Source organism: Streptomyces sp. NPDC014864, assembly GCF_043081525.1.
Lineage (GTDB): Bacteria > Actinomycetota > Actinomycetes > Streptomycetales > Streptomycetaceae > Streptomyces.
On record NZ_JBIBWT010000010.1, the window covers coordinates 59,031 to 82,332 of the forward strand.

Annotated in this window: 19 protein-coding genes and 1 pseudogene; 7 read left to right on the plus strand and 13 right to left on the minus strand. The window is 73.9% G+C overall.

Features of this window, described 5'->3' with window-relative positions; genetic code table 11:
* Positions 1 to 6: 6 nt before the first annotated feature.
* Both purU and ACF1A5_RS19565 read right to left on the minus strand, forming a co-directional pair.
* The gene (purU, locus tag ACF1A5_RS19560) at positions 7 to 888 is read right to left on the minus strand and encodes a formyltetrahydrofolate deformylase (RefSeq protein ID WP_392194113.1); all 882 of its coding nucleotides are present in this window, start codon (positions 886 to 888) and stop codon (positions 7 to 9) included.
* 160 nt (positions 889 to 1,048) lie between these two features.
* Positions 1,049 to 1,549 carry a hypothetical protein gene (locus ACF1A5_RS19565; protein ID WP_392194114.1) on the minus strand — a complete coding sequence of 167 codons (501 nt, stop codon included), beginning with the start codon at positions 1,547 to 1,549 and terminating at the stop codon, positions 1,049 to 1,051.
* A 117-nt stretch (positions 1,550 to 1,666) separates the two neighbouring features.
* On the opposite strand from ACF1A5_RS19565, the gene ACF1A5_RS19570 reads away from it, so the two are divergent.
* Positions 1,667 to 2,977, plus strand: coding sequence for an ABC transporter substrate-binding protein (locus tag ACF1A5_RS19570; RefSeq protein WP_392194115.1), 1,311 nt, complete (start codon positions 1,667 to 1,669; stop codon positions 2,975 to 2,977).
* A 39-nt stretch (positions 2,978 to 3,016) separates the two neighbouring features.
* On the opposite strand, the gene ACF1A5_RS19575 is transcribed toward ACF1A5_RS19570, so the two are convergent.
* Both ACF1A5_RS19575 and ACF1A5_RS19580 read right to left on the minus strand, forming a co-directional pair.
* Entirely contained in the window at positions 3,017 to 4,651 is a 1,635-nt protein-coding gene (locus tag ACF1A5_RS19575) for a hypothetical protein (RefSeq protein WP_392194116.1), read from the minus strand.
* A 292-nt stretch (positions 4,652 to 4,943) separates the two neighbouring features.
* Positions 4,944 to 6,329: a transcriptional regulator gene (locus ACF1A5_RS19580; RefSeq protein ID WP_392194117.1), complete on the minus strand. Its 1,386-nt coding sequence runs from the start codon at positions 6,327 to 6,329 to the stop codon at positions 4,944 to 4,946.
* 315 nt (positions 6,330 to 6,644) lie between these two features.
* On the opposite strand from ACF1A5_RS19580, the gene ACF1A5_RS19585 reads away from it, so the two are divergent.
* The 3 genes from ACF1A5_RS19585 to ACF1A5_RS19595 all read left to right on the plus strand — a co-directional run bounded on the left by ACF1A5_RS19585 (position 6,645) and on the right by ACF1A5_RS19595 (position 9,999).
* Entirely contained in the window at positions 6,645 to 7,310 is a 666-nt protein-coding gene (locus ACF1A5_RS19585) for a bifunctional DNA primase/polymerase (protein ID WP_392194118.1), read from the plus strand.
* A 284-nt stretch (positions 7,311 to 7,594) separates the two neighbouring features.
* Positions 7,595 to 8,386: an ABC transporter ATP-binding protein gene (locus ACF1A5_RS19590; RefSeq protein WP_392194119.1), complete on the plus strand. Its 792-nt coding sequence runs from the start codon at positions 7,595 to 7,597 to the stop codon at positions 8,384 to 8,386.
* The gene (locus ACF1A5_RS19595) at positions 8,383 to 9,999 is read left to right on the plus strand and encodes a transporter (RefSeq protein ID WP_392194120.1); all 1,617 of its coding nucleotides are present in this window, start codon (positions 8,383 to 8,385) and stop codon (positions 9,997 to 9,999) included. The genes ACF1A5_RS19590 and ACF1A5_RS19595 overlap by 4 nt, the downstream gene beginning before the upstream one ends.
* Before the next feature lie 129 nt (positions 10,000 to 10,128).
* Here the strand turns inward: ACF1A5_RS19595 and ACF1A5_RS19600 are convergent, their stop codons facing one another.
* From ACF1A5_RS19600 to ACF1A5_RS19610, 3 genes are all read right to left on the minus strand, one after another.
* Entirely contained in the window at positions 10,129 to 10,950 is an 822-nt protein-coding gene (locus tag ACF1A5_RS19600) for a class I SAM-dependent methyltransferase (protein ID WP_392194121.1), read from the minus strand.
* Between the two features lie 72 nt (positions 10,951 to 11,022).
* The gene (locus ACF1A5_RS19605) at positions 11,023 to 11,961 is read right to left on the minus strand and encodes an alpha/beta fold hydrolase (protein ID WP_392194122.1); all 939 of its coding nucleotides are present in this window, start codon (positions 11,959 to 11,961) and stop codon (positions 11,023 to 11,025) included.
* 497 nt (positions 11,962 to 12,458) lie between these two features.
* Positions 12,459 to 13,151, minus strand: coding sequence for a metal-dependent transcriptional regulator (locus ACF1A5_RS19610; RefSeq protein ID WP_392194123.1), 693 nt, complete (start codon positions 13,149 to 13,151; stop codon positions 12,459 to 12,461).
* A 378-nt stretch (positions 13,152 to 13,529) separates the two neighbouring features.
* Between ACF1A5_RS19610 and ACF1A5_RS19615 the strand changes: the two genes are divergently transcribed.
* Both ACF1A5_RS19615 and ACF1A5_RS19620 read left to right on the plus strand, forming a co-directional pair.
* Positions 13,530 to 14,285, plus strand: a complete 756-nt coding sequence (locus tag ACF1A5_RS19615; RefSeq protein ID WP_392194124.1) for an SIS domain-containing protein — start codon at positions 13,530 to 13,532, stop codon at positions 14,283 to 14,285.
* Positions 14,286 to 14,514: 229 nt separating this feature from the next.
* On the plus strand, positions 14,515 to 15,936 hold the full coding sequence (locus ACF1A5_RS19620) for a PAS domain-containing protein (protein ID WP_392194125.1): 1,422 nt from the start codon (positions 14,515 to 14,517) through the stop codon (positions 15,934 to 15,936).
* 28 nt (positions 15,937 to 15,964) lie between these two features.
* On the opposite strand, the pseudogene ACF1A5_RS19625 reads toward ACF1A5_RS19620, so the two are convergent.
* Positions 15,965 to 16,356 (minus strand): annotated as a pseudogene (locus tag ACF1A5_RS19625) (RidA family protein).
* 319 nt (positions 16,357 to 16,675) lie between these two features.
* Positions 16,676 to 17,305, minus strand: a complete 630-nt coding sequence (gene pdxH, locus ACF1A5_RS19630) for a pyridoxamine 5'-phosphate oxidase (RefSeq protein WP_392194300.1) — start codon at positions 17,303 to 17,305, stop codon at positions 16,676 to 16,678.
* 368 nt (positions 17,306 to 17,673) lie between these two features.
* On the opposite strand from pdxH, the gene ACF1A5_RS19635 reads away from it, so the two are divergent.
* On the plus strand, positions 17,674 to 18,774 hold the full coding sequence (locus ACF1A5_RS19635) for a citrate synthase 2 (RefSeq protein ID WP_392194126.1): 1,101 nt from the start codon (positions 17,674 to 17,676) through the stop codon (positions 18,772 to 18,774).
* Positions 18,775 to 18,848: 74 nt separating this feature from the next.
* On the opposite strand, the gene ACF1A5_RS19640 is transcribed toward ACF1A5_RS19635, so the two are convergent.
* The 4 genes from ACF1A5_RS19640 to ACF1A5_RS19655 all read right to left on the minus strand — a co-directional run bounded on the left by ACF1A5_RS19640 (position 18,849) and on the right by ACF1A5_RS19655 (position 23,233).
* On the minus strand, positions 18,849 to 19,889 hold the full coding sequence (locus tag ACF1A5_RS19640) for an isopenicillin N synthase family dioxygenase (protein ID WP_392194127.1): 1,041 nt from the start codon (positions 19,887 to 19,889) through the stop codon (positions 18,849 to 18,851).
* 385 nt (positions 19,890 to 20,274) lie between these two features.
* The gene (locus tag ACF1A5_RS19645; RefSeq protein ID WP_392194128.1) at positions 20,275 to 20,883 is read right to left on the minus strand and encodes a TetR/AcrR family transcriptional regulator; all 609 of its coding nucleotides are present in this window, start codon (positions 20,881 to 20,883) and stop codon (positions 20,275 to 20,277) included.
* Complete coding sequence (locus ACF1A5_RS19650) at positions 20,871 to 21,605, minus strand: enoyl-CoA hydratase family protein (RefSeq protein ID WP_392194129.1); 735 nt, start codon at positions 21,603 to 21,605, stop codon at positions 20,871 to 20,873. The genes ACF1A5_RS19645 and ACF1A5_RS19650 overlap by 13 nt, the downstream gene beginning before the upstream one ends.
* Positions 21,602 to 23,233, minus strand: a complete 1,632-nt coding sequence (locus ACF1A5_RS19655; protein WP_392194130.1) for a 4-coumarate--CoA ligase family protein — start codon at positions 23,231 to 23,233, stop codon at positions 21,602 to 21,604. Before ACF1A5_RS19655 ends, ACF1A5_RS19650 begins: the two co-directional genes overlap by 4 nt.
* Positions 23,234 to 23,302: the final 69 nt, after the last annotated feature.

Here is a 23,302-nt window from a genome sequence, read left to right on the forward strand (position 1 = left end):
CCGGACCTAGGCGAAGACCACCGTGCGGCGCCCGTTCAGCAGGATGCGGCGCTCGGCGTGCCACTTCACCGCGCGGGCCAGCGCCTGGCACTCCACGTCCCGGCCGATCGCGACGAGCTGGTCCGGCGTGACGTCGTGGCCGACCCGCTCGACCTCCTGCTCGATGATCGGCCCCTCGTCGAGGTCGGCCGTCACGTAGTGCGCGGTCGCGCCGATCAGCTTCACGCCCCGCGCGTGCGCCTGGTGGTACGGCTTGGCGCCCTTGAAGCTCGGCAGGAAGGAGTGGTGGATGTTGATCATCCGGCCGCTGAGCTGCTTGCACAGGTCGTCGGAGAGCACCTGCATGTACCGGGCCAGGACGACCAGCTCGACCTGCTCCTCGCGGACGATCTCCAGCAGCCGCGCCTCGGCCTCGGGCTTGGTGTCCCGGGTCACCGGGATGTGGTGGAAGGGGATGCCGTAGGACCTCACCAGCTCCGCGAAGTCGGTGTGGTTGGACACCACCGCCGCGATCTCCACCGGCAGCGCCCCGATGCGGGCACGGAACAGCAGGTCGTTCAGGCAGTGCCCGAACCGGCTGACCATCAGCACGATGCGCATCTTCTCGTCGGCCCGGTGGATCTGCCAGTCCATCTGGAAGGCGTCACCGATCGCCGCGAAGCTGGCGCGCAGCTTGTCGACGGTCACCGGGGCCTCCGCCGAGAAGTGGACGCGCATGAAGAACAGTCCCGTGTCGTGGTCGCCGAACTGCTGGCTGTCCTCGATGTTGCACCCGGTCATGAACAGGTAGCTCGACACGGCGTGCACGATGCCCTGCTTGTCCGGGCAGGCGATGGTGAGAACGTACTGATCGGCCTGGGCCGCGGCTCGGGTGGACTGCTCGCTCATGCACCACAGGATCTCACGTCCGCCCCGGCCCGCGGGGGGACGTCCGGGAAGCGGACCGGGGGCGCGGGCGGGCACCACCGGGCCGAGGAGGCCGGGCGAGCGGGGGTGACCGGAAGGGCCGGGTGAGGCGGAGGGACCGGATGAGGCGGCCGGGCCCCGGTTACGCGGTGCGCGTCATGATGCGGAGCACCTCGAGGCTGCGCGGCGGAGCGTCCGGGTCCTCGCCGTCGCCGGCGGCCATCCGCAGGTGCGCGTCCCGCGCCGCCCGCACCGCCTCCGGCCAGCCGTGGTGGTCGAGGTACGCGGAGACCGGAGCGTCCGGGCCGACCTGGTGCATGATGCGCAGCACACGCAGCACGGCGGTGTCGACGAGCGCGGCCTCCTGGGAGTCGCGGAAGATCGTCCCGATGTACTTCTCGGCGGACCAGTTGTCCAGCCAGGTGTCCTCGACCAGGCGGTACACGGCGTCGGTGACGTCCCCGTACCCCTCCACACCGGCCAGCCAGACGTCCCGCTGGAACACCGGGTCGGAGAGCATGTGCAGCGCGGAGCGCACATTGCTGCGCCAGCGCCACCACGGCATGTCGTTGAGTGGCATGCCGCCCATGGTGGAGGAGCGACGGCCGCGACGGGAAGAGTTCTCCGAACCTTGCACGGTCATCGATCGTACGTTCCTCGCACCGGTGGCCCCATCGGCCCCCGCAATTCACCGTAGCGTCACCCCCCGTTGACCATGGGTCACTGCGGGGTTAGCAGTGTGGGGGAATCGTGCGGGAGCATGACCGGCAGGCGACACACGCGCAGCACATTCCTCCCCGTTCTCCCCCGGCCCGTCAAGAGAAAGGCCGCCCTCGCGGCGGGCGCCCTGGTGGCCTGCGCGTCGCTCGCGGCGGGCTGCGGGGTCGTCCCCGGCGCCTCGGACGCGGCGGGGGACGGCACCGTCACCGTGATGACCTGGGCGCCGGAGAACACCCCGGCCACCAACAAGCCCGGAATGCCCGCCATGGCACGGGCCTACGCACGCTGGATCAACGCCCACGGCGGCCTGGCCGGCCGCCGCCTCAACGTCCTGACCTGCAACGAGGGCAACGACAGTGTGGCCGCGGCCAAGTGCGCCCGGCGCGCCGTCAAGGAGAACGTGGTCGCCGTCGTCGGCTCCTACAGCCAGTACAGCGACTCCTTCTTCCCGCCCCTGGAGGGCGCGGGCATCCCCTACATCGGCGGCTACGGCGTCACCAGCGCGGAGTTCACCCGGGCCCTGTCCTACCCGGTGAACGGCGGCCAGCCCGCCCTGCTGGCCGGCCTCGGCAAGGAGCTCGCGCCGAACTGCGGCCCCGTCGCGCTCGTCCGGCCCGACACCATCGCGGGCGACGAGCTGCCCGCCCTGCTCGACGCCGGGCTGAAGGCCGGCGGGCACGTGCCCGCGCACGACCAGCGGGCCGCCGAGGACGCCACCGAGTACTCCGGCCAGTCCGACCTGGCGCTGCGGCGGGCGACCGCCGACCCGGTGAAGAGGGGCTGCGTCATACCGGCCCTCGGGGAGCGCACCGACATCTTCATGGACTCCTTCCGCCGTGACCGCGAGAGCTACCCGGGGGTGCGGACCGCCGCGGTGCTCAGCAGCGTCGACCAGACGGTGGTCGACGCCAGCGGTGGCAGCTCGGGGCCGTACGAGGGGTCGTACCTCACCGGCTGGTACCCGGTGGCGAGCGACTCGCGCTGGGGTTCCATGAAGAAGGTGATCAACGCGGAGGCCTTCGGCGACAACCGCGTCGACCCCGAGGACGCCGGAGTGCAGACCACCTGGATCGCCTACACCGTGCTGCGGGCCGTCGTCGACAGGATCGGCGCCGGGGAGGTGAGCGCCGACAGCGTGCGGCACGCCCTCGACGCCGGGCTCCGGGTGGACACCGGTGGTCTGACCCCGCCCCTGCGGTGGCGTCTGCGGGACACGTTCTCCGCCGGCAGCTTCCCCCGCCTGGTCAACGCCGACGTGACTCTTCAGGTGGTTCGGGGGGGCCGGCTCGAGCCGGCCGCCAAGGGCTTCGTCGACCTGGGACGGACGCTGGAGGACGCGGACGTCAACTGACCTCCCGCGCCCTCCCGGGCCTCAGAGCCGGGCCGGGCCTCAGAGCTGGGTCGGCTGGCGCTGGGTCAGGCCGTACTTCTGCGCGATCACGTTCCACAGCTGCGCGGCCTTGACCTTCTGGGCGCTGGCGACGCCGCTCTGCCGGTTGCCCGCCTGGGTCTCGTTGGTGGTGCGGGCGTGGCCCTTCTTGCAGGCTTTCCGGCCGCCGACCTGGTCGGCCCAGGCCGCGTAGTGCGCGTCGGCCGACGCGGACGCCCGCCAGGCGCCGGTCAGGGCCGCGGTCAGCTCGCCGTGCCGGGGGAGTTGCTCGACGGACAACTGTTGCAGCCGGGTCACCAGCTCGTTGCGCTGCTTGGCCGCGGCGCGCAGGTCGGAGGCGGCGCCGCCGAGGTTGTCGCAGTTCTTGACGTCCGCGACCGCGCTGATCACCGAGGCGCGGCTGCTGCCGCTGTCGGAGAGCAGCTTGTCCAGCTCGACGGCCTGCTGCCGGGCCGGGTCGGCGGCCTCGGAGCCCTCGGTGGCGGGCGCGGTGGCGGAGACGTTCTTGTTGTCGCCGGTCTGGTCGCCGCCGTCCCCGCCGCCGCTGAGCAGGGCGCCCGCGCCGATGCCGAGCACGGCGATGCCGATGCCGACGGCGGCGATCACCGGCACGCGCGAGCGGGTGCGTCCGCCCCGGCCGCCGTCGTCGCCCCGGTCGGCCCGGCCGGGCGGCGCGTACGCGGGCCGCTCGTGCGGGTGTCCGGCCGGCGGCTCCTGGAAGCGCGGCAGCTGCTGGGTCTCCGGGGCACCGCCGCCGGCGTCGCTGCGGAAGAGGTTGTCGAACTCGGCGGGCGTCTGCCGTCCCCCGGCCCCGCCCGGCCCGGCGCCGTAGGGCGACGCTCCGCCCGCCCCGGCGTCCACGGGCGCGATGTACTGCGTGGCCTCGGCGTCGGAACCGCCGCCGGGCGCGGCGTACGGCAACGGGCCGGAGCCGTCCTGCGGCAGGCGGCCGAGGAACCGGGTCGCCTGGTCGCCGGAGACCTCGGGCGGCAGCCCGCCCTGGGCCACCGGAGGGAGGAACTGCGTCGCCCCCTCGTCGGCCGGGGCGGAGGGGACCGGCGGAAGGTACTGGGTGGCGCCCTCGTCGGCGGCGCCCGGTATGCCGTGCCCGGGGGCGGCGGGCGGCAGGGGCTGCCCGGCGGCCGAGCCGTACGGGTCGGCGCCGGCGGAGGGCATCGGACCCGGCGGGGTGCCGTAGGCCGAGGGGGCGGAGCCCCGGATGTCGTGGTGCGGAGCCGGGGCGCCCTCAGGAGGCAGCGGCCCGGCACCCGGGTAGGACGGGGCGCCTGACGGGGGCTCCTGGGCGCCCGAGGTGTCCGGGCCCTGGATGCCCCAGGGAGCCTGCGGCTGCTGCTGGTAGGGGTCGTGCCCGGGCGTGCTCCACGGCTGACCGGCCGGCGTCTGCCAGCCCTGGCCGGGCTGCGGCGCGGGCTGCTGGTCGCCGGGCCCCCACGGCTGGCCCCAGGCCTGGCCGCCGGCCGGAGCGGTGTTCTGCCCGGACGGCTGCGCGGCCGGGCGGCCCACCGGGGCGCCCGTCATGCCCGGCATCAGGGGCTCGCTCCCGTCGGAGGGCAGCACGATGCCTTCGCGCGCGGGCTGCGCCGAGGGCTCCTCGCCCTGTCCACTCTGCGTCACCGGGACTCCTACGAATGGGGGACCTTCCGAATCGTCGGCTCACGCTACCGGGTCCCCGAAGCCCCGTGCCACGCAGCACGGGGCGTGACCTCCTCCCCTGTGACCGCAGTAACAAAACCCGCCCCGGACACGCAGTTACTGCTCCCGCACACACGGACGGCGGCCGTTCACCACACCTTCACACAGGGATCCGCCGGGTGTTCACGCACCGGCCCGCCGCGCCACCGCGCCACCGGCCCGCGTCCCCCAACCGCCCCCCCTCACGCCGCCGCCCGCACTCCCGGCAGCGCCCTCACGCCGCCGCCTGCACCCCCAGCCGTGCCCCGAACTCCCGTACCACCGGCTCGTCCCGGTACGGCTCCAGACGCTGCTGGAAGTCCTCCAGGTACTCGGCGCCCCGGTTGGAACGCAGGGACTCCAGCAGCTCCACCGCCTTCAGCCCCGTACCGCAGGCCTGTTCGATCTCCCGCTGCTGCACCTGCGCGGTGGCCAGCAGCACATAGCCGATGGCCCGCCGGCGCGCCCGCGAGGCGGGATGCCCGGCCAGCGACTCCCGCGCGCACCGCGCCGCCGACTCCGCCTGCCCCAGGTCGCGGTGGCAGTGCGCCAACTCGTCGGCCAGATAGGCCGCGTCGAAGTGGGCGATCCACGCCGGGTCGTCCCCGGAGTCGGGTTCGGCGGACTCCAGCGCGGTCACCGCCCGGCCGGCCGCCAGCTGGGCCGCCCGCGCATCCCCCATCAGCGCGTGCCCGCGGGCCTCGGCCGCCTGAAACATCGCCTCCGCACGCGGCGTCACGCGCCCGCGCGCGCCCTCCTGCGCCGCCCGGGCCAACTGCGCGATCTCCCGCGAGTTTCCGAGCTGCGCGGCGAGATGGCTCATGGAGGCGGCGAGGACGTACCCGCCGTAGCCGCGGTCCCCGGCGGCCTGGGCGAGGCGCAGCGCCTGGATGTAGTACCGCTGGGCGAGGCCAGGCTGCCCGGTGTCCACGGCCATGTACCCGGCGAGTTCGGTCAGCCGCGCCACCGCGGCGAACAGGTCCCGGCCCACCGCCTCCCGGTACGAGCCGGCCAGCAGCCCGGAGACGACGCTGTTGAGGTAGTGCACGACGACCGGGCGGACATGCCCGCTGCCGTAGGCGTGGTCGAGGTCGACCAGGGCCTGGGTCATCGCGCTGACGGCCGCCACGTCGGACTGCCCCACCCGCGGCCCGGCCGAGCGCGCGACCTGGCCGTCCGGCGCGGAGATCAGCCAGTCGCGGCTGGGCTCGACCAGCGCGGAGGCGGCCACGGACGAGCCGGACAGGAAGTCCCGCCGGCCGACGTCGCTGCGCCACAGCTCGCAGACCTGCTCGATGGCCCCCAGTACCGTCGGCGAGAACTGGAGGCCCACGCCCGAGGCGAGGTTCTTGCCGTTGGCCATGCCGATCTCGTCGATGGTGACCGTACGGCCCAGCTTGCGTCCCAGCGCCTCGGCGATGATCGCCGGGGCGCGGCCGCGTGGTTGCTGTCCGCGCAGCCAGCGGGCCACGGACGTCTTGTCGTAGCGCAGGTCGAGACCGTGCTCGGCGCCGCACATGTTGACCCTCCGGGCCAGCCCGGCGTTCGAGCAGCCCGCTTCCTGGATGAGCGCCTGCAGCCGTTCGTTCGGCTGCCGCGCGACGAGAGGCCTTGCGGCCATGGCGTTAACCCCCTGTGGCTGCGGTGCCTGCCCACGCACCGAGTTGACGTGTCTTCCGCGGCCGGCCCCCTCGCGTCCCGGCGAGAGATCCGGCCGTGAAGATCGATGCCCCGCCCAACCGCCGACAATGCGAGACTTGTGAGGATTGCCGGGGTGAAGACGAATCCACCCCCACACCGGACTACCCAGCGCCCGCCGTCGATCCTCCCGCGCGCCCCCACAGATGCACCCATGCGCCCCGGGCGTGGAAGCGATGCCCCTCCCCCGCGCGCGGCGCGGCCGTAACTCCAGGTGGACGCGGGAGTTGAGTGGAGCGTGGAAGAGACGATCGCGGGCACGGACTCCGCACAGATGACCGGTCAGATCCCTCAGCAGCGCGGGGAATCCCTGCTGGAGACCGCCGTGCGCTATGCCGAGGAACGGCACTGGGACGTGTTCCCCGGCACCTGGCTGGAGTCCGTGGACGGGGTGCAGCGCTGCTCCTGCGGCCACCCCGCGTGCGCCGTGCCCGGCGCGCACCCGGCGCGCGAGGACTGGGCGATGCAGGCCACGGGCAGTGCGACCGTCGCGCGCCGGCTGTGGCAGAAGCAGCCGATGGCGTCGATCCTGCTGCCCACCGGCCGGACGTTCGACGCGCTCTGCGTTCCCGAGACGGCCGGGTTCCTCGCGCTGGCCCGGATGGAGCGGATGTCGCTGACACTCGGGCCGGTGACCCTGACGCCGGAGCGGCGCATGCAGTTCCTGGTGCTCCCGGGCGCCGCGGCCAAGGTTCCCGAACTGGTGCGGAAACTGGGCTGGTCGCCGTCCTCCCTCGACCTGGTCGTCCTCGGCGAGGGCGCGTACCTGGCCGCGCCGCCCACGCGGTACGGGTCGCGCGGCGCCGTGCAGTGGGCCTGTCGGCCGACGGCGGCGAACCGGTGGCTGCCGGACGCGGAGGAGCTGGTCTCGCCGCTGGCCTACGCGTGCGGGCGCGAGCGGTAGGCGGCCGTCGACGGCGGTTCCTGGCGGCGTCCTTGGCCGGCACCCGGCTGCGGCACCCGGCTGCGAGGGCGGGCGGCACCCGGCTGTGGGAGCCCGGTACGCGCCTGCGAGAGTGGCCGGGACGCGGCGGCTGCGAGTGGTGGCCGGCATCCACCGGCGCGCCTCGGCCGCCGCCCGCCCCTCGGCCGCCGCCCGCCGGGCGAACCTCTCCCGGCACCCACCGATCCACGCCACGCCCGCTCACCGCCCCCTCCGGGTCGCCGCTCCCGCCGTAGGGTTCGGGTATGACGGAGGGAACAGGGGTGGGGCCGGCCGCCGTACGCGTGCGGGGGCTCTGGAAGCGGTTCGGGCAGCAGGTCGCCGTCGCCGGGATCGATCTGGAGCTGCCCGCGGGGAAGTTCGTCGGGCTGGTCGGTCCCAACGGCGCCGGGAAGACCACCACGCTGTCCATGGTGACCGGGCTGCTGCGGCCGGACCAGGGCAGCGTCGAGGTCGTCGGCCACGACGTATGGCAGGACCCGGTGGCGGTGAAGGCGCGGATCGGGGTGCTGCCCGAGGGGCTCCGGCTCTTCGAGCGGCTGTCGGGACGTGAACTGCTGGCCTACTCCGGGCGGTTGCGCGGTCTGTCCGGGGCCGAGACGGACCGCAGGGCGACGCAACTCCTGGACGTGCTGGACCTGGCCGGCGCCCAGCACAAGCTCGTCGTCGACTACTCGACCGGCATGCGCAAGAAGATCGGCCTCGCCGCCGCTCTCCTGCACAATCCCGAAGTCCTCTTCCTCGACGAGCCGTTCGAGGGCGTCGACCCGGTTTCCGCCCAGATCATCCGGGGCGTCCTGGAGCGCTACACGGCCTCCGGCGCCACCGTCGTCTTCTCCTCGCACGTCATGGAGCTGGTGGAGTCCCTGTGCGACTGGGTGGCCGTCATGGCCGCGGGCCGCATCCGCGCCCACGGCCCCCTCGCCGAGGTGCGCGGCAAGGCCCCCACCCTCCAGCGGGCGTTCCTCGAACTCGTCGGCGCGCAGGGCCGGGACACCGGTTCCCACCTCGACTGGCTGGGCGGCGGGGCCCGATGAGTGGCGGCGCCGAGGCGGCCACGACCACCGCCGTCGTCGTCCGCCTGAAACTGTCGCTGCTGCGCAACGGGCTCCGGCAGTCCGGCGGGCGGCGCGCCGCGTTCCTCGCGTCGGCCGTCGTGGCCCTGCTGTTCGCCGCCCTGCAACTGGCCGGGCTGATCGCGCTGCGCGGCCACCCGCACATCGCCTCGGTCGCGATCCTGGGCACCGCGGTGCTGGCACTGGGCTGGGCCGTGATGCCGCTGTTCTTCCCCGGCGGCGACGAGACCCTCGACCCGAGCCGTCTGGTGATGCTGCCACTGCGGCCGCGGTCGCTGGTCCGGGCGCTGCTGGCGGCCTCCCTGGTCGGCGTCGGGCCGCTGTTCACGGTTCTGCTGCTCGCGGGCTGCGCGATCACGGTGGCGCACGGGACGGCCGCGTACGTCGTCTCGGCCGTCGCGCTCGTCCTCGCCCTGCTGGTCTGCGTGGCCCTGGCGCGGGCCGTGGCCACCGCCAACATCCGGCTGCTGACCAGCCGGAAGGGACGGGACCTGGCGGTGCTCAGCGGACTGGTCGTCGCGATCGGGGCGCAGCTGGTCAACTTCGGCATGCAGCGGCTCGGCACGGCGGGGCTCGCGCAACTCGGCCCGGCGGCCGACGTGCTGCGCTGGGTGCCGCCCGCGTCGGCGATCGGGGCGGTGGACTCGGCGAGCAGGGGCTCCTGGGGTGCGGCTGCGGCTCAACTTGTGCTCACAGCAGTGGCGTTGACGGCCGTCCTGGCGCTGTGGGCGCGCAGCCTGACCCGGCTGATGACCTCCCCCGACGCCTCCACCCTCCCGGTCGGCGACACCGCCGGGCGCGGGCGGACCCGCACGGACGGCCGGGGCGGCCTGGCCCGCCTGCTGCCCGCCGGCCGCACGGGCACGGTCATGGAGCGCAGCCTGCGCTATGTGTGGCGCGACCCGAAGACGAAGGCGGCCTGGGCGACCTCGCTCGCCATCGGCCTGATCGTGCCGGTGTTCAACGCGCTGCAGGGCACCGGGTCGGTCTACTTCGCCTGCTTCGCGGCGGGGATGCTCGGCATCCAGATGTACAACCAGTTCGGGCAGGACACATCCGCGTTCTGGATGGTCGCGCTGACCATCTCCTCCCCCCGCGACGCCTACGTCGAACTGCGCGGACGGGCCCTGGCCCTGCTGCTGGTCACCCTGCCCTACGCCGTCCTCGTGACGGTGCTGACGACGGCGCTGCTCGGGGACTGGCCGCGGCTGCCCGAGGTACTGGGCCTGTCGTTCGCGCTGCTCGGCGCGATGCTGGCGACCGGCGCGTGGACCTCGGCCCGCTTCCCGTACTCCATCCCGCAGGAGGGCTACAAGAACGTCGTCCCGGGCCAGGTCGGTCTCGCCTGGATCTCCATCTTCGGCGGCATGGTCGCGGCGGCCCTGCTGTGCTCCCCCGTCATCACCCTCGCCATCTGGGCGAACGTCAGCGCCGCCGGCGAGGGATGGACCCTGCTCCTCCTCCCCACCGGCGCGGTCTACGGAGCGTCCCTCGCCCTCCTCGGCCTCCACCTCGCAGCCCCCCGTACGGCAGCCCGCCTCCCGGAGATCCTCACCGCGGTGAGCAAGGGGTGAGGGGCGGGAACTGAGGGGCGAGCGCCCGAGGGCCGCGCACCTTCACCGCTGGCGCGCGTCACGGCAGACGGCCCGTCACCACGGATGGTCGGCGGCGGCGGACGGGCCGGCCGCCACCGCGGACCGCCGTCACCGCAGGCGGGCCGTCGCCACGAGGATCCGGAAACCGCACGGCACCCGTCCGTCCGGGCCGGCCAGGGCGGCCGCCTCCGTGAGGAAGGCGCGGCGGAGGCGGGAGACGGCGGCCCCGTCGAGCGGGCCGACGTCGTAGATGCCGGACACGGACGCCCACACCCGCTCCGCGGGGCCGCTCAGGTCGATCGGCACGGTCCGCCAGTCCAGCATCGCGAACCCGGCGGGTGCCAGGACCGCGGCGAGCCCGTCCCGGTCACGGGTCCTGCGGTCTCCCAGGGGAGGGATGCGCCGTCCGGCGGGCGCCCGCCGGACGGTCTGCCTCAGCAGCGTCCCGAAGAGTTCGTACGCCTCGCCGCCGACGGCTCCGGCGCCGATCACGCAGGCCAGTACTCCGCCGGGGGACAGGACCCGGGCGGTCTCGGCGGCGACCCGGTCGACGTCCCCCATGAGCATGAGCGCCAGGTGGGAGACGCAGGCGTCGAAGGCGCCGTCGGTGAACGGCAGGTCCTGCGCCCGCGCCTCCGCCAGGGCCGCGTGCGCCAGGGCCGGGCGGCGCCGGGCCAGGGCCAGTGACTCGGGCGAGAGGTCCACTCCCGCGAGCCGCCGCCCCTCGGTGCGGGCCAGCACCTCCAGCAGCAGTCCGTCACCGCAGCCGAGGTCGAGGACGCGACGGCGGCCGGTCACCCGGTCGCCGAGGATCTCGTAGCTGGTCCGCCCGTCCGGGGCCCGTCCGCCGCCGAACGCGTCCCCGGTCACCGCCGGGTGCTCACTGTGGAAGGCCTTGAGGAACGCCTCCTGGGCGGCCGCCGTGGTCATACGGCCGAACCTACGCCGAGGGGGCCGCGGGGACGGCCGGGACCGTCGGCTTTCGGCCGGGGCCGGGGTGGGTCATCCGGTGAGGACCGTGTCCAGGAAGGGTTCGATGGCGGTGCGCCAGGCTTCCGGCTGGTCGTAGTGGACGAGGTGGCCGGCGTCGGACACCTCCGCGTACTGGCCGCGGGGCAGGACGCGGACCATTTCCTGGGCCTCGGCGCGGCCGAGTTCGCCGTCGAGGCCGCGGACGACCAGGGCGGGGCAGCGGACCTGCGCGAGCTCCTCCCAGTGCGCGTCGTACACCCAGGTCTCGCGGGACTTGAGCATCTGCTCCGGTTCGAAGACGGGGCGCCAGCCGTCGGCGCTCTCGTGCATGACCTCGGCGTAGAAGGCGCCGCGGGCCGGGTTGGGACGCTCCACCCAGGGGTCGTCCTCGCCGAACCACTTGCGGACGTCGGCGAGGGTGGCGAAGGGGACGGGCCAGGCCCGGAACCAGTCCTCCCACTCGCGCTGGGAGGCCGCGCCGAGCGCGGAGGCCCGCATGTCGCAGATGATCACACCGCGCACCAGGTCGGGGCGCTTGGCGGCGAGCTGCCAGGCGGTCAGGGCGCCCATCGCATGGCCGATGATCACGGCCGGGGCGAGCCCGAGCTGTTCGACGGCGGCCTCGGCGTCCTCGACGTAGGCCTCACGGGTGTAGGCCGCCCGCGGCGGTTTCCCGCTCTGGCCGTGACCGCGCTGGTCGAGGGCGACGGCCCGGTGCCGCTCGGAGAGCCAGCGGGCGGTGGAGGCCCAGTGGGAGGCGCGGCCCATGAGGCCGTGCAGTAACAGCACCCCGGAGGTCCGCTCGCCGCCGGCGCCCGCCGGATCGGACGGGGCGGGCGGGGCGGGCGGGGTCGCCGGTCCGGCCTGCCGGGGCAGGGCCGGTGCCGGGTCGGCCTTGGGCGGATCGGCGAACTCCCAGGCGGCGAGGCGTACGCCGCCGGTCCCGATCACGTCGATGCGCCGCGTCATAGGTCCTGGCACCCCCCTGGTTCCACTCGGACCACTCGCTTCCCCCACACGCTATCGAATACCCATTCGAAAATGGGGCCTCCGCCGGCAACACCCCTCGTTCGAGTGACCCCCCGCCAGGAATGATCGCCGCGCTCGGGGGGAGATCTTCATCGGGAGGCGGACCGCTCGGGGAAAACGGTCCGAGGGGGACGACCCTGAGAGCTCGGGGCTCCGGGTCGACACAGGGGAGGACAGGCCCCGGCGCCACACGGCGCCGGGGCCCTCCACGTCCCGACGGCACATCCCGCCCCGCCCCCTTCAGGTCATATGCCTCTGCGACAGCCTTGCACGCGAAGCGCCCGAGCGCTGCGATTCGCCGCACTGAATCCCGGATTCGGCGAGATCGGCCGCGGCGCCACAACTGCCCCTGCTTTCACAGGAGTTGACAGCTCTCCGGCAAGTCGCAGGGAAAGCATGACGCTGCGTCACGGCCGGAGGAGGACGACCGGGCGCGGTCAGCGCTTGGCGACGAAGACGTGCGAGGCGACCTCCGCCTCCAGCTCGGCCGCCTCCCCGCCGCTGCCGACCAGCACACCGCCCGCGGACGCCGTGACGCTCACCACCGAACCGGGCTGCACACCCGCGCGCCGCAGCGTGTACATCAGCTGCGCGTCCGTCTGGATCGGCTCGCCGATACGGCGGACCACGACCGTCTTGCCGTCGGACCCCGGGTCCAGTTCGGCCAGCGACACCATGCCCTCGTCCAGGAACGGATTGGAGCCGTCCTTCTCGCCCAGCTCCTCCAGCCCCGGGATCGGGTTGCCGTACGGCGACTCGGTCGGGTGGCGCAGCAGCTCCAGCACCCGGCGCTCGACCGCCTCGCTCATCACGTGCTCCCAGCGACACGCCTCGGCGTGCACCTGCTCCCACTCCAGGCCGATCACGTCGACGAGGAGGCACTCCGCCAGCCGGTGCTTGCGCATCACGCGCGTGGCCAGCCGGCGGCCCTCGTCCGTCAGCTCCAGATGCCGGTCCGCGGCCACCGACACAAGGCCGTCGCGCTCCATCCGCGCGACGGTCTGGCTCACCGTCGGCCCGCTCTGGTCGAGCCGTTCGGCGATCCGGGCGCGCATGGGGACGACGCCTTCCTCCTCCAGTTCGAGGATGGTGCGGAGATACATCTCCGTGGTGTCGATCAGTCCGGACATACGTGCCCCTCGATTACCTCTGCCGGAAGGCTCGGCGGCTCTCCGGCGCGTGCGCTGGCCCTGGCACCAATTCTGACGCATAGCACTGACAACCGGAGCGCTCTGCCGAAACGCCGTCCCGGCGCGGCGCCGGTCGGCACCGGCGCCCGTCCGCCCGCCACCGTCTGCCGCCCTGGTCTCCGGCCGCCCGGCACCTGCTCCGCCTGCCCGCCGGCGGCCACCGTCTCCCGGCCACCCGGAGCCCCCGCGGCCACCCGCCGCCGTATTGACACCGCTCTGGTCCAGACCTCACCGTGATCCGCGACACACGGACCGCGGACCTGACCGCACCACCGACCGCGCGGACACCGTGACAGACACCGTGAAGGGGACCCCGGGATGAGCGACCGTACGTTGGCCGGCCAGTTCTTCGACGCCGCCGTCGGCCTGCTCCAGCGGGTCCGCGACGAGGAGGCCGAGCCGATCGCCGCCGCCGGCACCCTGCTCGCCGACACCGTGGCCGCCGGCGGACGCCTCTTCGCGTTCGGCGCCGGCCACTCCTCGCTCGCCGCCCAGGACGTCGTCTACCGGGCCGGCGGCCTTGCCCTGATGAACCTGCTCGCCGTCCCCGGCACCGTCGGCGTCGACGTCATGCCCGCCACCCTCGGCTCCGCCCTCGAACGCGTCGACGGCCTCGCCGCCGCCGTCCTGGACAGCTCCCCCGTCCGCTCCGGCGACGCCCTGGTGATCGTCTCCCTGTCCGGCCGCAACGCCCTCCCCGTCGAGATGGCGACGAAGGCCCGCGCGCTCGGCGTGAAGGTCGTCGGCGTGACCTCGGTGGCCTACGCCGCCGAGACCGGGTCCCGGCACTCCTCGGGGACGTTCCTCAAGGACCACTGCGACATCGTTCTCGACTCGAAGATCGCCGTCGGGGACGCCGAACTCACCCTCGACACCGTCCCCGCGCCCTTCGCCCCCGCCTCCACGGTCGTCACCACCGCCCTCCTCCAGGCGGTCATGGCCACGGCCGCGGGCGCCCTCGCCGACCGCGGTCTCGAACCCCCGCTGCTGCGCTCCGGCAACGTCGACGGCGGCCACCAGTGGAACGGTCGCGTCTTCGACGAGTACGCCGACCGCATCTTCTACCGCCGCTGACCGGCGCGGGGCACGCTGCCCGCGCTTACCTCCGCCGACCATCACTGACCGTCACCGACCGTCGCTGACCAGCGACAACCGGAGAGGACCGGCACCGACCGGCTCGACCGTGAAACGATTGCCCCAATGTTGGGGAACTCGATGTGTGTTGTGTCACGTTCCAGTTGAATGATGGGCAGTGAGCGAACCGACGCGCCGTACGTGCGGACGCAGCCTGCAGGGGGTCCAGGTGAGTGCTTCCCGGCGTAGTGGGACCACCGACGAGGTCGGGCCGGACGAGCCCGAGCGGGCCGGTCCGGAGGGCTCCGACGCCTCCGACGGCTCCGACCTGCTCGCCGCCCTGCTCGACGGCATGGACGCCGCCCTGTGCGCCTTCGACGCGCACGGCGTCGTCACCCACTGGAACCGCGAGGCCGAGCGCATCCTCGGCTGGACCGCCGCCGAGGCCGTGGGCCGGCACGGATTCGCCGGATGGGCCGTGCGCAACGCCGACGCCGAGGAGGTCGAGGGGCGGCTCATGTCCGCCATGCACGGGCCCGGACGGCAGGTCCACGAGTTCGCGCTGCTCACCAAGGACGGCGGCCGCGTCCTCGTGCGCACCCAGTCGGCGGCCGTCCTCGGACCCGACGGCAAGCCCGCCGGTGTCTACTGCGCCTTCAGCGAGGTGCACGCGCAGATCGACCTGGAGCGGTCCATCGCACTGAGCGAGGCCCTGTTCGAGGACGCCTCCTGGGGCGTCGTCCTCGTCGACGCCGACCTGCGGCCCGCCGTGGTCAACGCGCACGCGGCCCGCGCCCTCGGCACCGGACGCACCGCCGCGCTCGGACGCCCGCTCGGCGAACTGCTCTCCCAGGGCGTGGAGGAACTCGAGAGCGCCCTCACCCACGTCCTGGCCGAGGGCGCGCCGCCCGCGCCGGCCGAGATCTGGGTGGGCGTCCGCGCCCCGGAGGGCGAACGGCGGCGCTGCTGGCGCAGCGGGTTCGTTCGGCTGGCCTCGCCGCTGGCGGAGGAGCCGGTGCCGCTCGGCGTCGCCTGGCTCTTCGTCGACGTCACCGAGGCCAGACAGGGCGAGCAGGAGGCCGCCCAGCTGCGGTTCCGCGGCAACCAGCTGCACCGGGCCGCCCGCGCCGCGGCCGAGTGCGAGGACCCGGCGGAGGCCGCCACCGTCCACCTCGACTTCGCCCTCGCCGGCTTCGCCGACCACGCGCTGGTCGACCGCGTGGCGGGCGGCGCCGTCACCGACGGCGAGACCACGGGCCCGGTACGGCTGGTACGGGTCGCCGCCACCCCCTCCGGAGCCCCCGGCCCCAGCCTGCTCACCGGCCGGGCCGGACTCCCCGTCCGCTACGGCGAGGGGCACCCCGCCCTCCAGTGCGTCCAGCGGACCGGGTCCGTGCGCGCCACCGTCGGCGCCGTACCCCCCGGCCAGGCACGGGAGTGGGCCCAGGCCCGGCAGTGGCCCGCGGACACCGTGCACGCCCTGTGCGCGGTCCTGCGCAGCCGGGGCCGAACCCTCGGCGTGGTGACCTTCCTGCGCGGCTCCGGCCGCAACCCCTTCGAACGCGTCGACGCGGCCTACGCCGAGGACGTGGCCGCACGCATCGCCACCGCGCTGGACCTGGCCGCACTGCTGGAACACGGAAAGCCCTGACCGCCCCAGCGGGCCGCGCCCCGATCCGTCAGACGGCGTCACGCCGCCTCGCGTACGCCTCGATCTCGATCTTCATCCGGGGATCCGCCAGCCCGCACACCATCATCGTCGCCGCCGGCCGCACCTCCCCGAACACTCGCCGCAGCACCGGCCAGCACGGCTCGAAGTCGGCCCGCTCGGGCAGCAGATAGCGCACCGTTAGACATCGGCGAAGCCGCACCCCGCCTCCGCCAGCGCCGCCCCGATGTTCCGCAGGCACTGCTCCGCCTGCTCCACCACGTCGTCGGAGATCGTCATCGTCGCGTAGTCGTACCCGGTCGTCCCCGACACGTGCACCCACTCCCCGTCCACCACGGCGCGCGCGTACCCGATCCGCTCCTCGAACACCGACCCACTGAGAACAGCCCACCGCTCCGTCATGTCCGCCATGGGCGGCACGCTAGCGGGCACGAAAAAAAGCGGTTGATCGGGGGCCGACCGGTTCTTAGGGTGTCGGGTACACGAGAAGGGAGGTGGTTCGGCAGATGTATGAGAACCGGACGCGTGAGGTGGCTGCGGGCTAGCGGTCCGCCACCACATCCAGTGCGGTGCCGGACCAGTGCGTGACAGACGCGTGCAGCCGGCCCAATCCCAAGCAGTCACCCGACCCGCGAGCTCGCCGGTACGTCCGGCCGGCTTCTCCGCCGTCAGGCGGGGGACCCGAGCTCGCGGGTCGTCTGCGTGTGCGGGGTTGTCGGGGTCAGGGGCTCAGGCGTTCGACGTGCCAGGTGCCGGCGGGCTGCGCCGTGTAGCGGAGGCGGTCGTGGAGGCGGTTCTCGCGGCCCTGCCAGAACTCCATCGTCTGCGGGGCGACCCGGAAGCCGCCCCAGTGCGGCGGGACCGGGACCTGTTCGCCCTCGGGGTAGCGGGCGGCCAGTTCCGCGTAGGCGACCTCCAGGTCCGCGCGGGTGGCGATCACCGTGGACTGGGCGCTCGCCCAGGCCCCGAGCTGGGAGCCGTGCGGGCGGGTGCGGAAGTAGGCGGCGGTCTCGTCCCGGCCGGTGCGGCGGGCGATGCCCTGGACGATGACCTGGCGGGCCATCGGGTGCCACGGGAAGAGCAGCGACACGTAGGGGTTCTCGGCCAGGTCGCGGGCCTTGCGGGAGTCGTAGTTGGTGTAGAAGACGAAGCCCTGTTCGTCGAACGCCTTGAGCAGCACCGTGCGGGAGCTGGGGCGGCCCTCGGCGTCCGCCGTGGAGACGACCATGGCGTTGGGCTCGAACATGCCGCCCTCCGTCGCGGCCTGCTGGAACCAGCGGGCGAACTGGGCGACGGGCGTGTCGGCCAGATCGGCCTCGGACAGGCCCTCGGCCCGGTAGTGCTTGCGCATGGAGGCGAGGTCGAAGGGGTCGCCCTCTCGGGCTGCTCCGGCTTCTCGTCCGGCTGCGGCTTCTCGGTCGGTCACCCGGTCATCTTGCCGTATGGGCGGGCCCGGTCCGGCGGGTGTCCTTCGTCACTGCGTGGCACCGAGTGCCGCACGGCCTCCCCAACGGTGGCACGCGGGGATATCGTGCTGCTGCCGTCCAGGTTGGGTGACCGCCGACCGTACGGGGCATCAAAGGGGTGACCGCTTCGGACCGCGAGTCGTCGGACGCGACCGCGGATCCGCCCCGGCACACACCGCTTTTGGACAACAACGCGTCCTTGGTCGCCGTCCCCACCGCACCATCCGTCGCACACCTCACGAGGAGCCGCCTGATGTCCGACTTCGTACCCGGACTCGAGGGAGTCGTCGCGTTCGAGACGGAGATCGCCGAACCGGACAAGGAGGGCGGCGCCCTCCGGTACCGGGGCGTCGACATCGAGGACCTCGTCGGTCACGTCTCCTTCGGCAACGTCTGGGGACTGCTCGTCGACGGGGCCTTCAATCCCGGTCTGCCGCCCGCCGAGCCGTTCCCGATCCCCGTGCACTCCGGTGACATCCGGGTGGACGTGCAGTCCGCGCTGGCGATGCTCGCGCCGGTGTGGGGTCTCAAACCGCTGCTCGACATCGACGTCGAGCAGGCCCGCGAGGACCTGGCGCGGGCCGCCGTCATGGCGCTGTCCTACGTCGCCCAGTCGGCCCGCGGGCAGGGGCTGCCGATGGTGCCGCAGAGCGAGATCGACAAGGCGCACTCCGTGGTCGAGCGGTTCATGATCCGCTGGCGGGGCGAGCCGGACCCGAAGCACGTGGCGGCCGTCGACGCCTACTGGACGTCGGCCGCCGAGCACGGCATGAACGCCTCCACCTTCACCGCCCGTGTCATCGCCTCCACCGGTGCCGACGTGGCGGCCGCGCTGTCGGGCGCGGTGGGCGCGATGTCCGGCCCGCTGCACGGCGGGGCGCCCTCCCGTGTGCTCGGCATGATCGAGGAGATCGAGCGGACCGGGGACGCGGCCGGGTACGTGAAGCGGGCGCTGGACCGCGGCGAGCGGCTGATGGGCTTCGGGCACCGGGTGTACCGGGCGGAGGACCCGCGGGCGCGGGTGCTGCGCCGCACCGCGCGGGAGCTCGGCGCGCCGCGCTACGAGATCGCCGAGGCGCTGGAGAAGGCGGCGCTGGAGGAGCTGCACAACCGCAGGCCCGACCGGGTGCTCGCGACGAACGTGGAGTTCTGGGCGGCGATCATGCTGGACTTCGCCGAGGTGCCGGCGCACATGTTCACGTCGATGTTCACCTGCGCCCGTACGGCGGGCTGGTCGGCGCACATCCTGGAGCAGAAGCGGACGGGGCGGCTGGTGCGGCCGTCGGCACGCTACGTGGGGCCGGGGCCGCGCAGTCCGCAGGAGGTCGAGGGCTACGCGGACATCGCTCACTGAGCGGGTGTCTGACGGACGCCCGGGGGGGTGCCTGAGGAATCCCTCGGGCACCCCCGAAGGGATGTCGGCGCCGATCACGCCGGAGTGAGCAGCTCCGCGTGGTGGCGCCGGGCGACCAGGGGGTGCGCCCGCAGCTTGCCCTTGAGCTCGTTGTGGCCGTATTCGGCGAACAGGGGGTTGGCCGGGTCGTCGGTGATGCCCGGGGCGGTGGCGGCGTGCGGGAAGGGCAGCGGTTCGACGCGGGCGTCCAGGCGCGGGTTGTAGAAGAACGGCACGGAGAAGCGTTCGGTGGCGCCGGGCGGTGAGACGACGCGGTGGTTGGTGGCCACCAGATAGCCGTCGGTGGCCACCTCCAGCAGCTCGCCGAGGTTGACGACGAACGCGCCGGGGATCGGCGGCACCGGGTGGAAGCGCCCGTCCTCCCGCTGCACCTGGAGGCCGCCGACCTCGTCCTGGAGCAGCAGGGTGAGGAAGCCGTAGTCCTTGTGGGCGCCGACGCCCTGGTCGGTGCCGTCGCCCGCGCTGCCGGGGTAGCGGACGAGCTTGAGGTGCGGGTGGGCGTGCGCGCCGAAGACGGGGGCGTAGAAGTCGGCCGGCGCGCCGATGGCGGTGAGCAGCTCGCGCAGCAGCCGGTCGGCGACGCCGCTGAGCCGGTCGATCCAGGTGAGGGCGGCGGTGCGCAGCTCGGGCAGTGCGGCGGGCCACTGGTTGGGGCCCTGGAGCCACCAGTAGGCGGGCTCGGCGGGGCCGGGGACGCGGGCGGGACGCTCGGCGCCTATGTCGAGCTGGTCGCGCCAGTCGCGGGCGCCGGCGGTGCGCTCGTCGCCGGTGCGGGTGTAGCCGCGGAAGTGGGGCGAGTGGACGTTGTCGAGGGCGAGGCGGTCGGTTTCGGGAAGCCGGAAGAAGGCGTGCATGGCGTCCAGCAGCGCGTCGGTCTCCGCGGGCGTGACGCCGTGCCCGACGAGCTGGAAGAAGCCCACGTCGTGGGCGGCGCTGTGCAGCTGGGCGTGGAGCAGCGCGCGGGCCTGGGGGCCGCGGTCGGCGGCGGAGAGGTCGATGATCGGGAGCTGGTGGTACGACGAGGTCGTCGCCGGGATGCTGACCGGATTCGTCATGGGTGCGTCCGCGGGTGTACGGGGACCCGGCCGCCGTCATGGGTGGGCGGGCGGCCGTGGGTGCCGGGTGGGAGGTACCGGGCCAGGTGGTGGGCGGTACCGGGTGAGAGGGCGCGGCGGGCAGAGGCGGCCGGGCGGGGGCTGGGTCAGGCGGAGCGCCGACAGCCCATGCTCGTGACGCGCACGTAGTCCACGTGGCGGCGGCGTACGAGCATCGGAAGCATGGGCACAGGCTACTGCGGGCGCCGGTTTTCGGATGTGGCCGGCCTCACATCGGGTTCGGCCGCCGGCCGGCCGCGCGGCCGGCCGGCGGCAGGCGTGCGCGCGGGCCTGCCCGGCGGGTGCGGGCAGGCCCGCGGGGGGCGTGCGTCCTGCCGAATGGCGTTCAGCCGAGGGCGTCGTCCAGGAGGGCGGCCCACTGGGCGACCACGCGCTCGCGGCGGGCCCGGTCGTCGGTGAGGAGGGTGGCGAGGCCGAGGCCGCGGGCCATGTCGAGCAGGCCCTGGACGGTTTCGCGGACGCCGGGGCGGGACTCGTCGGCGCCGAGGAGTTCGACGGCAATGCGGTGGCTGTCGCGGCCGACGCGGGCCTCGAGTTCGGTGACGCGGGGGCGAAGCTGCTCCTCGTCGGAGGCGGCGACCCACAGATGGAGGGCGGCGCGGAAGAGGGGGCCGGTGTAGAGGCCGACGAGCGCGCTCACCACGGCGCGCCGGTCCGCGCCGGCGCCCTGCGGGAAGAGGGCGCGCAGGGCGGTGGAGCGTTCCTCGGCGACGTACTCGACGGCCGCGGTGAAGAGGTCCTCGCGGGTGGGGAAGTGGTGCTGGGCGGCACCGCGGGAGACGCCGGCGCGCTCGGCGACGACGGAGACCGTGGAGCCCGCCCAGCCGTGTTCGGCGAGGCAGGCCACGGCGGCTTCCAGGAGCCGCTGCCGGGTGGCCCGGCTGCGGTCCTGTTTGGGTGCGCGGTCGCGTTCGGCTGTGTTCACACCACCCATGAAGGGTCCCGTCGTTCGAGGAAGGCCGTCATGCCCTCGCGCGCCTGCGCGGAGGCGAACAGCCGGGCCGAGAGCGCGGTCAGGTCGGCCGCGTCCCGGTCGAAGGCTTCCAGCACCCTAGCCGTGAGCAGCCGTTTCGTCTCGGCCAGTGCCTCGGGTGAGGAGCGGCGCAGGCCGTCGAGGACGGGTTCGAGTACGGCGTCGACGTCGTCCCCGGCCGCGGTGACCAGGCCGATCCGGGCCGCCTCGGCGGCGTCGAAGCGTTCGCCGGTGAGGTAGTAGCGGGCCAGGGCGCGCGGGTCGGTGCGGGGCAGCACCGGCAGGGAGATGACGGCGGGGGCCACGCCGATGCGGACCTCGGTGAAGGCGAAGGTGGCCCGGGTGCCGGCGGCGGCGATGTCGCAGGCGGCGAGCAGGCCGAGGCCGCCGGCCCGGACGTGTCCGGTGACCCGGGCGACGACGGGCCTGCCGAGTTCGGTGATCAGGCGGAGCAGGCCGACCAGGGCGTCGGGGTGGGGCGGGTCGCGCAGGTCGGCGCCGGCGCTGAAGGTGTTGCCGGTGTGGGTGAGGACGACGGCGCGGACGTCGGCGTCCTTGGCGCAGTCGGTCAGCGCACCGGCGAGTTCGCCGACGAGGGCGGCGGACAGGGCGTTGCGGTTGTCCGGCGAGTCGAGGGCGAGTGTCTCGACGGCACGCGCGCGGGTGCGGGCGATCAGGGTCACTGCTGCTCCTCGGGCCGGTTCCGCTCGGGCCGGTGCTCCTCGGCCCGGCGTTGCTGCTGTTCGCGCAGGTCCCGCAGCTCACGGCGGAGGATCTTGCCGGAGGCGGCGCGGGGCACCGCGTCGAGGAAGGTGACCTGCCGGACCCGTTTGTAGGGGGCGACGCGCTCGGCGACGTGCATCATGACCTCGCCGGCGGAGAGGCCGCCGGCGGTGGGCTGCCGTACGACGTAGGCGTGCGGGACCTCGTTGCCGTCCTCGTCGTAGACGCCGATCACGGCGGCGTCGGCGATGCCGGGGTGGGTGAGCAGGAGGGCCTCCAGTTCGGCGGGGGCGACCTGGAAGCCCTTGTACTTGATGAGTTCCTTGACCCGGTCGACGACGAACAGCCAGCCGTCGCGGTCGGTGTAACCCACGTCGCCGGTGTGCAGCCAGCCGTCGGGGTCGATCATCGCGGCGGTGGCGTCGGGGCGGCCGAGGTAGCCCTTCATCACCTGGGGGCCGCGGATGAGGATCTCGCCGGCCTCGCCGGTCCCGAGGTCCTTGCCGGGGTCGGTGAGGGAGACGATGCGCATCTCGGTGCCGGCGATGAGCTTGCCGACGGTGCCGGGGGGTGCCACGTGCAGGGCGTCCTGGGGCACGACGTGGGTGCCTGGCGACAGTTCGGTCATGCCGTAGGCCTGGCCGACGGGCGGCAGGCCGAGGCGCTGGGAGCAGGCGGCGGCGAGGTGGGCGTCCAGGGGGGCGGCGGCGCTGATGATGTACCGCAGCGACGACAGGTCGTACCGGGTGACGGCCGGGTGCTTGGCGAGGGCGAGCACGATCGGCGGGGCCACGTATAGGGCGGTGATGCGGTGGTCCTGGACGGCGGCGAGGAAGGTCTCCAGTTCGAAGCGGGGCAGGACGACGACGGTGGCGCCCTTGCGCAGGGGCGCGTTCATCAGCGCGGTCAGCCCGTAGATGTGGAAGAAGGGCAGCACGGCGAGGATGCGGTCGCCGGGCCCGGCGGTGATCAGGGGTTCGAGCTGGGCGAGGTTGGTGGCGATCTGGCGGTGGGTGAGCATGACGCCCTTGGGGACGCCGGTGGTGCCGGAGGAGTACGGCAGGGCCGCGACGTCCCGTGCCGGGTCGACGGCGACGGCGGGCTCCGGCGCGGCGGAGGCGAGCATGTCGATGAGGGAGCGGTGTCCGGGCGCGCTGTCGCAGACGAATATCTCCTCGATGCCGCCCGCCAGTTCGGCCGCCCGGCGGGCGGCCTCCAGCAGCGGTGAGACGGTGATGATCCAGCGGGCCTTCGCGTCCCGCAGCTGCTTGGCGAACTCCTCGGGTGTGGCGAGCGGGTGCACGGTGGTGACCGAGGCACCCGCGCGGGTGGCGGCGTAGAAGGCGACCGGGAAGGAGACGGTGTTGGGGCTGTGCAGGGCGAGGACGTCGCCCTTGCGGACCCCGGTCTCGGCGAGTGCGGCGGCGACCCGCCGGTGGAACCGGTCGACCTGGTCGTACGTGAGGGTGGTGCCGTCGGTGCCGTCGATCAGTGCGGGCGTGTCGCCGAATTCGGCGGCGTGGCCCAGAACGGCCTCGTGGATGGGGAGTTCGACGGGCGGGACATCTGCGTACTCGCTGCGGAACACGGTTCCTCCTCGCACGACGGGCGCACTGCGGTGTGCGCCGGGGACGGCCCGGCCGCGTACGGCCCGGCC

Bases quoted from the DNA above. Each gene is read 5' to 3' on its own strand.
- ACF1A5_RS19615 (WP_392194124.1), top strand. From the start codon at position 13,530: ATGAGCGACCGTACGTTGGCCGGCCAGTTCTTCGACGCCGCCGTCGGC.
- ACF1A5_RS19570 (WP_392194115.1), top strand. From the start codon at position 1,667: ATGACCGGCAGGCGACACACGCGCAGCACATTCCTCCCCGTTCTCCCC.
- ACF1A5_RS19580 (WP_392194117.1), bottom strand. From the start codon at position 6,329: ATGGCCGCAAGGCCTCTCGTCGCGCGGCAGCCGAACGAACGGCTGCAG.
- ACF1A5_RS19600 (WP_392194121.1), bottom strand. From the start codon at position 10,950: ATGACCACGGCGGCCGCCCAGGAGGCGTTCCTCAAGGCCTTCCACAGT.
- ACF1A5_RS19645 (WP_392194128.1), bottom strand. From the start codon at position 20,883: ATGGGTGGTGTGAACACAGCCGAACGCGACCGCGCACCCAAACAGGAC.
- pdxH (WP_392194300.1), bottom strand. From the start codon at position 17,305: ATGCGCAAGCACTACCGGGCCGAGGGCCTGTCCGAGGCCGATCTGGCC.
- ACF1A5_RS19640 (WP_392194127.1), bottom strand. From the start codon at position 19,889: ATGACGAATCCGGTCAGCATCCCGGCGACGACCTCGTCGTACCACCAG.
- ACF1A5_RS19605 (WP_392194122.1), bottom strand. From the start codon at position 11,961: ATGACGCGGCGCATCGACGTGATCGGGACCGGCGGCGTACGCCTCGCC.
- purU (WP_392194113.1), bottom strand. From the start codon at position 888: ATGAGCGAGCAGTCCACCCGAGCCGCGGCCCAGGCCGATCAGTACGTT.
- ACF1A5_RS19635 (WP_392194126.1), top strand. From the start codon at position 17,674: ATGTCCGACTTCGTACCCGGACTCGAGGGAGTCGTCGCGTTCGAGACG.
- ACF1A5_RS19590 (WP_392194119.1), top strand. From the start codon at position 7,595: ATGACGGAGGGAACAGGGGTGGGGCCGGCCGCCGTACGCGTGCGGGGG.
- ACF1A5_RS19610 (WP_392194123.1), bottom strand. From the start codon at position 13,151: ATGTCCGGACTGATCGACACCACGGAGATGTATCTCCGCACCATCCTC.
- ACF1A5_RS19565 (WP_392194114.1), bottom strand. From the start codon at position 1,549: ATGACCGTGCAAGGTTCGGAGAACTCTTCCCGTCGCGGCCGTCGCTCC.
- ACF1A5_RS19595 (WP_392194120.1), top strand. From the start codon at position 8,383: ATGAGTGGCGGCGCCGAGGCGGCCACGACCACCGCCGTCGTCGTCCGC.